The following is a 9,324-nucleotide window of genomic DNA, read 5'->3' as shown; positions in this document are numbered from 1 at the left end:
CCCTTCCGCCGAGCGCTGGATCGTGCACGAGCAGGATCCAGCGCTCGGCGAGGGGACGGGGACGGGGGCGATCGGGGACCTGGGCCGGCGGGGTCAGGGGACGAGGAGCACCTTGCCGGTCGTGCGGCGTGACTCCAGCGCCCGGTGCGCCTCGGCGGCCTCCTCGAGCGGGAGCTCGAGGCCCACCCGGACCGACAGTCCCTCCTCGACCGCGGCGAAAAGGTCCGCGGCCCGCCCCAGCAGCTCCGCACGGTCGGCGATGTAGTGCGCGAGCGTCGGCCGGGTCACGAAGAGGGAGCCGCCGCTGTTGAGGCGCTGGAGGTCGAAGGGCGGCACCTGCCCGCTCGACCCGCCGAAGAGCACGAGCATGCCCCGGGGGCGCAGGCTCGCGAGGGAGGCGTCGAAGGTCGCCTTGCCGACGCCGTCGTAGACCACGTCCACCCCGCGCCCGCCGGTGTGCTCACGGAGGATCTCGGGCAGCTCGGCGGTGAGGTCGTCCAGCTCGGTGTACCGGACGACGAGCTCGGCGCCGGCCTCGCGGGAGAGCCGCTCCTTCTCCGCCGTCGAGACGGTGGAGATCACTCGCCCGCCCCGGCGGACGACGAGCTGGGTGAGCAGCAGGCCGACGCCACCCGCGCCCGCGTGGACGAGGGCGACGTCGCCGGGCGAGACGGGGAACGTCGAGGAGCTGAGGTAGTGCGCGGTCAGCCCCTGGAGCGGCAGGGCTGCCGCGGTGCGCAGGTCGACGCCCGCGGGAACGGGGATCGCGTCCGCGACGGGCACGTTCACCCGCTCGGCGTAGCTGCCGGGCACCGACGCCCAGGCCACGCCGTCTCCCACGCGCAGCTCGGTGACGCCCTCACCGACCTCGACGACGCGGCCCGCTCCCTCGGCGCCGACGACGTGCGGGAAGGCCATCGGGTAGACACCGCTGCGCCGGTAGGTGTCGATGAAGTTGACCCCGGCGGCCGCGACCTCGACCCGCACCTGCCCCGGCCCGGGCGGCTCGTCGGGGAGGTCGACGACGGTGAGGACCTCCGGGCCCCCGGCCTGCGTGGCGTGGATGGCTCGCATGGGCCCATGTATACCCCGCGTGCCACGCCCCGCACGTGCACGATCCAGCTCTCGGCGGGAGGGGGGTGGTGGGAGCTCAAACGCGCGAGAGCTGGATCCTGCGCGCAGGATCCAGCTCTCGACGGGAAGGGGGCGTCAGGCGAGGATGGCGCCCTTGCTCGCCGACTGGACGAGCTTGGTGTACTTGCCGAGCACGCCCTTGGTGAACTGCGGGGCGATGGGCGCCCAGCCCTCGCGGCGGGCCGCGAGCTCGGCGTCGTCGACGAGGAGGTCGAGGGTCTTGCTCGCGACGTCGAGCCGGATCTTGTCGCCGTCGCGGACGAAGGCGATGGGGCCGGCGTCGACAGCCTCGGGCGCGACGTGCCCGACGCACAGGCCGGTCGTGCCGCCGGAGAAGCGGCCGTCGGTGAGGAGCAGGACGTCCTTGCCGAGCCCGGCGCCCTTGATCGCGCCGGTGATGGCGAGCATCTCGCGCATGCCCGGGCCGCCCTTGGGGCCCTCGTAGCGGATGACGACGACGTCGCCGGCCTGGATCGTCCCGTCCTCGAGCGCGTCCATCGCGGCCCGCTCACGCTCGAAGACGCGGGCGGTGCCCTCGAAGACGTCGTTGTCGAAGCCCGCGGACTTCACGACGGCGCCCTCGGGGGCGAGCGAGCCGCCGAGGATGGTGATGCCGCCGGTCTTGTGGATCGGGTTGTCCAGCGCGCGCAGGATCTTGCCGTCCGGGTCGGGCGGGTTGATGCCCTCGAGGTTCTCCGCGACGGTCCTGCCGGTGACGGTGAGGCAGTCGCCGTGGATGAGGTCGGCGTCGAGCAGCGCCTTCATGACGACGGGCACCCCGCCGATGCGGTCGACGTCGTTCATCACGTAGCGGCCGAAGGGCTTGAGGTCACCGAGGTGGGGCACGCGGTCGGCGATGCGGCTGAAGTCGTCCAGCGACAGCTCGACCTCGGCCTCGTTGGCGATCGCGAGGAGGTGGAGGACGGCGTTGGTCGAGCCGCCGAACGCCATGACGACGGCGATCGCGTTCTCCAGCGACTTCTTCGTGATGATGTCGCGCGCCGTGATGCCCTGCCGGAGCAGCTCGACGACGGCCTCGCCGCTGCGGTGGGCGAAGACGTCGCGGCGCCGGTCGGCGGAGGGCGGGGCGGCCGAGCCGGGCAGGGACATGCCCATGGCCTCGGCCACGGAGGCCATCGTGTTGGCGGTGTACATGCCGCCGCAGGCGCCCTCGCCGGGGCAGATCGCGCGCTCGATGCGGTCGAGGTCGCCCTTGCTCATGAGCCCGCGGGAGCAGGCGCCGACGGCCTCGAAGGCGTCGATGAGGGTGACCTCCTTCTCCGTGCCGTCCTCGAGCTTGACCCAGCCGGGCATGATCGAGCCGGCGTAGAGGAAGACGGCGGCGAGGTCGAGGCGGGCGGCCGCCATGAGCATCCCGGGCAGGGACTTGTCGCAGCCGGCGAGGAGCACCGAGCCGTCGAGCCGCTCGGCCTGCATGACGGTCTCGACGGAGTCGGCGATGATGTCGCGCGAGACGAGGGAGTAGTGCATGCCCTCGTGGCCCATCGAGATGCCGTCGGACACGGAGATCGTCCCGAACTGCAGCGGGTAGCCACCGCCGGCGTGGACACCTTCCTTGGCGCCCTGGGCCAGCCGGTCGAGGGAGAGGTTGCAGGGCGTGATCTCGTTCCACGAGCTCGCGATGCCGATCTGCGGCTTCGCGAAGTCCTCGTCCCCCATGCCGACGGCGCGGAGCATGCCCCGCGACGCCGTCGCCTCGATGCCGTCGGTCACCTGGCGGCTGCGCGGCTTGATGTCACTGGCTTCGGTCGTCATGGCCCGAGTGTAGATCTCCCGGACGACGCCCCAGGCCGACGTTCGAGCGTCAAGACATGACGACGGGGCGGCACCCCCGGGCTGGGAGTACCGCCCCGCAGGAGGCTGTGCCGGTGTCAGTCCGTGAGGCGACGGCGGGCGACGAGCACCCCGCCGGTGCCGACGAGCAGCAGCGTGACGAGGGCCAGCGGCCACGCCTCGACGCCGGTGGTCGGCAGTCGGCCACCGCCTGCCCCTCCGCCGGGCGCGGCGGTGGGCGACGGGTCGACCGTCGTCGCGTCCTCGGTCGCCACATCGGTCGGGGCCGGGGTGGTCGGGTCCTCGGTCGGCTCCTCGACGGGCTCCTCCACCGGGGCCTCGACGAGCGCGCCCTCCGGTCCGGCCCACAGCAGCGCGGCGGCGACGTCGTCGAACATGCCGCGCGGGTGGGTGCGGAACAGCGGGTCGGTCCCGAAGACGAGCGCGCGCGTACCGCTCTCGGCGACGGCGGAGATCACCGAGGGCTGGCTCGCGGCCTGCTGCGGACCACCGGACCCGTCCCCGTTCGGCAGCCAGTGGCCGCTGAGCAGGGGCTCGGCCGCGAAGGTCTGCTCGACCGCGACGTTCTCCCCCAGGCCGGTGAAGTAGGCGGGCCCGTAGACGAAGGCCGCCTCCTCCGCCTGCGCGGCGATGACCCCGGACGCCTGGGCGGCCGGAGTGACCTCGGCGGCGCCGGACGTCTCGACGAGGACGACGCCGTTCGCGCTGCGCGGCCCGTCGACCACCGCGGCCTCGAAGAGCCCGAACTGGGTGCCGGCCCACACGCCCGCCTGGGCGGACGCGACGACGCCCTTGCCCGCGGCGAAGTAGTCGGTGAGCGCCTGGCGCACCGGCCCGGCCGGCTCGCCCTCGACGACGGGCTCGAGCTGGAGCTGGGTGCCCAGCCACAGGACGTCGATCTCGGAGAGGTCGACGCTGCCGTCGGCGATGCCCGCCGCGGTGACCCGCGCCGGGTCGACGAACCCGAGACCGGTGAGCGCGAGCTCGTCCTCCCCGCCGTAGGCGGAGGAGGAGGTGTAGCCCACCCGCAGCGCGGACAGGCCGCGCACGTCCTGCCCGGCGAGCTCGCTCCCGTCGGTCGCCGCGAAGGGCACCCCGAGCAGCTCGCTGAGCTCGGCCGCCCGGGCGAGACCGTCCGGACCGACGACGAGGGTGCCGCCGCCGACGTCGGAGACGGCGTGGCCGTCCGCGAGCAGGAGGTTGACCGCCTGGACCGCGGCGACGCCGTCGAGCCGGAAGCTCACGTAGTCGGTGCCGGTGGGGAACTCACCGGTCGGCGGGGCGACGACGACGGGCGTCGTCGTGACGGCGAGTGCCGGGTCGGTGGTCTCCCCCACCCGGTCGACCTCGGCGCCCCACAGGCGTCCGAGGCTCCACGCCGAGATGTCGTACATGCTCGGCACCCGGTCGGAGATGTCCGAGCCGTCGGAGAGCAGGACGTTGGCCAGGCCGCGCAGCGGCTGGTGCATGTCGACGACGAACGTGCCGGCCGGGTGGTCCTGCCCGCCCGCCGTGAAGGCGGAGTCCGCGGTGCCCACCTCGACGCCGTGCGCGAGGAGGTGGTCGACGAGCGTCGCCGCGTCGGTGGAGCCCGCGGGGATGACGTAGGCGCGCGGGAAGTCCGTCCCGGTGACGTCGGCCGCGTCCCACTCCGCGGCCCACTCGTCCGGCCCGGCGTAGTCCGCCGGGTCGGGGTCGGCCGGGATCTCGCGGAGCGGCTCACCGGCGTCACCGCGGCGGAAGATCTCCATCTGGTTGCCGAGGATCGCGTCGCGGTTCTCCGCGACGTAGGCGATCGTCGACTCGATGACCTGGTGGCCGACCTGCCGGTTGATCTCGAGGTTGCGCGCGTTCTCCTCGAGCTGCGTCGCCGGGTCGGTCGACCGGCTGCGGCCCGGGCCCAGCTCGACGGTGTAGGCGATGGAGCCCTGGAACTGGACGTACTGCGGGGTGAAGATCGGCGGCCAGCCGTCCCAGCCGTCCGGGATGTCGCGGTAGGGGATGAGGATGCCGCCGGCGTCCGTCAGCGGGTTGCCCTCGATCGCGGCGGCGACGACGTCCTGCTCGATGCGCAGCGCCGCGGCGTAGGAGTAGGGCATGAGGAGGTCGTGCTCGTAGTTCTCCCCCTGCGGCGGACCCGTGGGCTCGACCTGGAGGCTGCCGGTGTACCCGTGCAGGTCGACGAAGAAGATCGGCTGCAGGTCGCCGGTGAGGTCGCGGATCGCGCGGGTCTCGGGCGTCGTGTTCGTGATGAAGTCACGGTTGGCGTCGAGGTTGAGCGCGGTGGCTCGGGTGCCGGCGACCCGCCCGTCGGGGTTGTTGCTCACGGTGAAGTAGAGCCGGTAGCCCTCGGCGAGCGCGGTGGCGGCCTCGTCACCGGACTCGAGCGCCTCGACGAGCTCGGTGAGGTAGGACAGGGAGGCGTCCGTGCCGTCCCACTCGTTGCCGTGGATGTTGCTGTTGAACCAGATCGGCGGCTTGTAGCCGGCCAGGAGCGCGGCGTCCTCCTGCGCGGCGGCGGCGTCGTGCTTGATCCGGTCGCGCCACTCGTCCTGCTGGATGCTCTCGGCGGCCGTCTCCGGGGCCGTGACCGTCACGAGGTAGAGGTCGCGCCCCTCGGTGGACTGGCCGACGACCTCGGTCGAGACGTACTCGCTGACCTCGGCGAGGTCGTTGAGGAGCGGGGCGATCTCGTGGAAGGGGATGGCGCCCCTCCAGTAGGACTGGTCGTCCGGGTCGGCCGGCGGCTCCGACAGTGGCTCGTGCCGCGGGTAGGGCATGCCGTCGGCGACCGCGCTCACCGCCAGGGGCGTGGTGAGTGCGGCGGTGGCGGGTCCCGTGCCCGAGGCGGGTACCGTCACCGCCCCCAGCAGGACGGCGCTCAGTGCCGCCCCACCCCAGACTCGTCGTCGAACCTGCATCGTGTTCCTCTCGATCGACCGGGCACGGCGGGTTACGGAGGCGGCAGGCCGCGGGGGTGGGGGCGGCTAGAGCACCTTCGACAGGAACGCCTGGGTGCGGGCGTGCTGGGGCGAGGCGAGGACCTCGGAGGGGATGCCCTCCTCGACGATGAGGCCGTCGTCCATGAAGACGAGCCGGTCGCCGACCTCGCGGGCGAAGCCCATCTCGTGGGTGACGACCATCATCGTCATGCCTTCGGAGGCGAGGAGCTTCATGACGTCGAGCACCTCGCCGACCAGCTCGGGGTCGAGCGCGGACGTGGGCTCGTCGAAGAGCATCATGTCGGGGTTCATCGACAGCGCGCGGGCGATCGCGACGCGCTGCTGCTGGCCGCCGGACAGCTGCCCGGGGAAGGCGTCACCGCGGTCCCCGAGCCCGACGCGCTCGAGCATCGCGCGGGCGGTCTCCGCGGCCTCGGCCTTGCCCCGCTTGAGGACCCGACGCTGGGCGATGGTGAGGTTGCCCATGACGTCCAGGTGCGGGAAGAGGTTGAACTGCTGGAAGACCATCCCGATCCGGGTGCGCACCGCGTCGATGTCGCAGTCCGGGTCGAGGATGTCGACGCCCTCGATCCGCAGTGAGCCGCTCGTCGGCTCCTCGAGCCGGTTGACGGTGCGCAGCAGCGTGGACTTGCCCGAGCCGGAGGGGCCGATGACGCAGACCACCTCGCCCGGGTGGACGGACAGGTCGATCCCCTTGAGGACCTCGTGGTCCCCGAAGCTCTTGCGCAGCCCCGTGATCTCGATCGCCGGCACGTCGGTGGCCGTCGTCATCGTCCCCTCGCCATCCGTCGTTCGAGCACCGCCACGAGCCGCGTGAGCGGGATCGTGATCAGCAGGTAGAGCATCGCGGCCATGACCAGCGTCGTGCCGTTGCCGGTGCTCGTCAGGCCGTCACGCGCGTAGGTCGTCAGCTCCTTGGTGAGCACCGTCGAACCGGCGATGAACAGCAGCGAGGTGTCCTTGAGCAGGAGCACGAACTCGTTGGTCAGCGGCGGGATGATGATCCGGAAGCCCTGCGGCAGGACGATCCAGCCCATCGTCTTGCCCGGCGACATGCCCAGGGAGCGGGCCGCCTCGCTCTGTCCCTTGGGGACCGCCTGGATCCCCGAGCGGATGACCTCGGCCATGTAGGCGGACGCGACGAAGATGAGCCCGATGAGCCCGGCGCCGACCTGCCCGCCGGGGATGCGGAACCCGAAGGCGATCGGCACGACGTAGACCATCGCGAAGATCGTGAGCAGTGCCGGCATGCCGCGGAACAGCTCGATCCACGCCGTCGCGAACCACCGGTAGGGGCCCACGCTCGAGAGCTTCATCAGCGCGAACACGACCCCGAGCACCAGTCCCCCGGCGAAGGAGATCAGGGTGAACAGCACCGTGTTCTTCAGCGCGATGGTGATGATCTGGGGGAACTGCTCCCGGGCGATGTCGATCCGGAAGAACTGGTTGGCGATGCGCTCCCAGTCCGCCGCCAGCGCGACGGCCACGAGCGCGGCGAAGAACAGGACGTAGAGCGCTGTCCTGGTCAGCCGCCGGCGTGTGGTGATCCGCATCGGACTACTGCGACTCGACGGCGAAGTAGGAGTCGTAGATCTCCTGGTAGGTGCCGTCCCCGCGGAGGTTCTCGAGCGCGGTGTCGATCCCCTCGACGAGCTCGGGGGACGCGTCCTTCGCCATGGCGTAGCCGTACTGCTCGTCCGTCGTGTACTCCTCGACGATGACGTAGGCCGGGTCCGCGGCGGCGTTCTCGATGTTCACCGGCAGGTCCTGGAGGATCGCGTCGATCTGGCCCGCCTGGATGGCCGACCACAGCTCGGCGTTGCCCGGGTACTCGACGACGGTCGCGCCCGTGGCGTTCTCCTCGGCGTAGGACAGGCCCGTGGTGCCGGCCTGGACGCCGACCTTCTTGCCGTCGAGGTCCGCGATCGACTCGATGCCGGAGTCGGGGGCCACGAGGAGGGACTGCAGCGAGTCGTAGTAGGGCGCGGTGAAGGTGAGGTTCTCCTCGCGCTCCGGGGTGATCGTGATGGCGGAGGCGCCGATGTCGCACTGCCCGGCGGCGAAGGTGCTGCCGGACTGGAGGGCCTCGAAGCTCACGTTGAGGACCTCGAGGTCGAGCTCCATCTCGTCGGCGATCGCCTGGAGGAGGTCGATGTCGAAGCCGCTGTAGCCGCTCGGCGCGTCAGGGTCCTCGACCTCGAACGGCGGGAACGGGACGTTCGAGCACGCCGTGAGGGTCCCGTCGCTCACCAGACCGAGGCCGTCGCCGCTGCCGCTGTCCTCCCCACCGTCGCCACCGCACGCCGTGACGAGCAGGAGCGCGGCCGAGGCGGTCGCTGCCAGGAGGCCCCGGCGGGTGCGTGGCTGGAAGTTCATCGTCCGTTGATCCTTCTGGTGGGTGATACGGCCTGGGCAAATATTACGCGGTGACACGCTGCCGGCGGGTAACGACGACAAGTGATGCTCGCCGCGACCGGGACCGCCCGACGGGGCGGAACCCCGCGGCGGACGCGGGGTACCGCCGTCGCGGAGGCGTTCACCCGGGCACGCGGCCGAGACCATCACCACAGAGCACGCTCCCGTGGCCCCGGCCCGACGACCTGCTGCCGGCGGTGCTCCGGCGCGGATCGCGGGGAGCGGAGGCCGAGGCCCGGGAGTGCCTCGACGCCCGCACACGGGGGGATGTCCCGCCCTGCCCTCGAGCGCCGACCACGCGGCTGAGGCTGCGATCGAGGAGGCACGCACGCGACCGACACCCGCCGCGGCGCCCCGGAGGGCGTCTCGGGGACCATCCGACCCGACGGCAACGCCCCACGACCACACGACGACGATCGCCAAGCCCACGACGGGTTCCGCGACCCACGGCGGGCTCGGCACGCGCGGCCGCCACCGTGGGTCCCACTCCCGTCGGCACGCCGGTCGTGTGGGCGATGGTGGGACAGTAGCGGTCCCCCATCGACATGGTCCTGGACGAGCCCGAGGTCGTCGTCCCACCGCCCGCTGACCGCGCGGCCGGCGAGCACGGGTGGAAGCCCGACGAGGACCCGCTCGGGTATGCCGGTCAGCACGGTGGCTGCCCAGGCCAGCAGCGGACGCGCCGGGACGCCGGTGACGCGTTCTCCCCCGCGCTCGAGTCAGACGTCACCAGGCTCACGGACGCAAGGGTCGTGAAGTACGAGCTACGGCACCTGCGGGGAGGCCCGGGCCACCCGGTGAACGGGTGTGGGGCGCCGGCTGACGGCGCGCTCGAGAAGGCACTCGCCATGCGACGAGCAGCATCCGACCGCCGGCGACGACGGACGAGGAAAAGACCTCGCGTCATGCTCCTGCACATGGACGCGGCAGCCGTCGCCGGCTGAGAGCCGGCACTTGGGTCCAGAAACACGTGTGGGCCGCAACCCAAGGGTTGCGG

The 9,324-nt window shown here is 72.2% G+C and carries 6 protein-coding genes; all 6 read right to left on the bottom strand.

What is annotated here, in order from left to right; all coding sequences use genetic code 11:
- Positions 1-93: 93 nt before the first annotated feature.
- The 6 genes from FHE66_RS05845 to FHE66_RS05820 all read right to left on the bottom strand — a co-directional run bounded on the left by FHE66_RS05845 (position 94) and on the right by FHE66_RS05820 (position 8,288).
- Entirely contained in the window at positions 94-1,074 is a 981-nt protein-coding gene (locus FHE66_RS05845; protein ID WP_139072039.1) for a quinone oxidoreductase, read from the bottom strand.
- A 135-nt stretch (positions 1,075-1,209) separates the two neighbouring features.
- Entirely contained in the window at positions 1,210-2,910 is a 1,701-nt protein-coding gene (gene ilvD / locus FHE66_RS05840) for a dihydroxy-acid dehydratase (protein ID WP_139072038.1), read from the bottom strand.
- 116 nt (positions 2,911-3,026) lie between these two features.
- Positions 3,027-5,810 (bottom strand): M14 family zinc carboxypeptidase, encoded by a 2,784-nt coding sequence (locus tag FHE66_RS05835; RefSeq protein ID WP_176554669.1) that lies wholly within the window; start codon positions 5,808-5,810, stop codon positions 3,027-3,029.
- 126 nt (positions 5,811-5,936) lie between these two features.
- Positions 5,937-6,683 carry an amino acid ABC transporter ATP-binding protein gene (locus tag FHE66_RS05830; RefSeq protein ID WP_139072036.1) on the bottom strand — a complete coding sequence of 249 codons (747 nt, stop codon included), beginning with the start codon at positions 6,681-6,683 and terminating at the stop codon, positions 5,937-5,939.
- Positions 6,680-7,465 (bottom strand): amino acid ABC transporter permease, encoded by a 786-nt coding sequence (locus tag FHE66_RS05825; protein ID WP_139072035.1) that lies wholly within the window; start codon positions 7,463-7,465, stop codon positions 6,680-6,682. The genes FHE66_RS05830 and FHE66_RS05825 overlap by 4 nt, the downstream gene beginning before the upstream one ends.
- A 4-nt stretch (positions 7,466-7,469) precedes the next feature.
- Positions 7,470-8,288, bottom strand: coding sequence for an ABC transporter substrate-binding protein (locus tag FHE66_RS05820; RefSeq protein ID WP_139072034.1), 819 nt, complete (start codon positions 8,286-8,288; stop codon positions 7,470-7,472).
- Between the last annotated feature and the right edge of the window lie 1,036 nt (positions 8,289-9,324).

Source organism: Georgenia sp. 311 (genome assembly GCF_006151955.1).
Lineage (GTDB): Bacteria > Actinomycetota > Actinomycetes > Actinomycetales > Actinomycetaceae > Oceanitalea > Oceanitalea wutianyii.
Note: the sequence above shows the minus strand (reverse complement) of the source record. Positions and strands in the feature narration are given on the sequence as shown.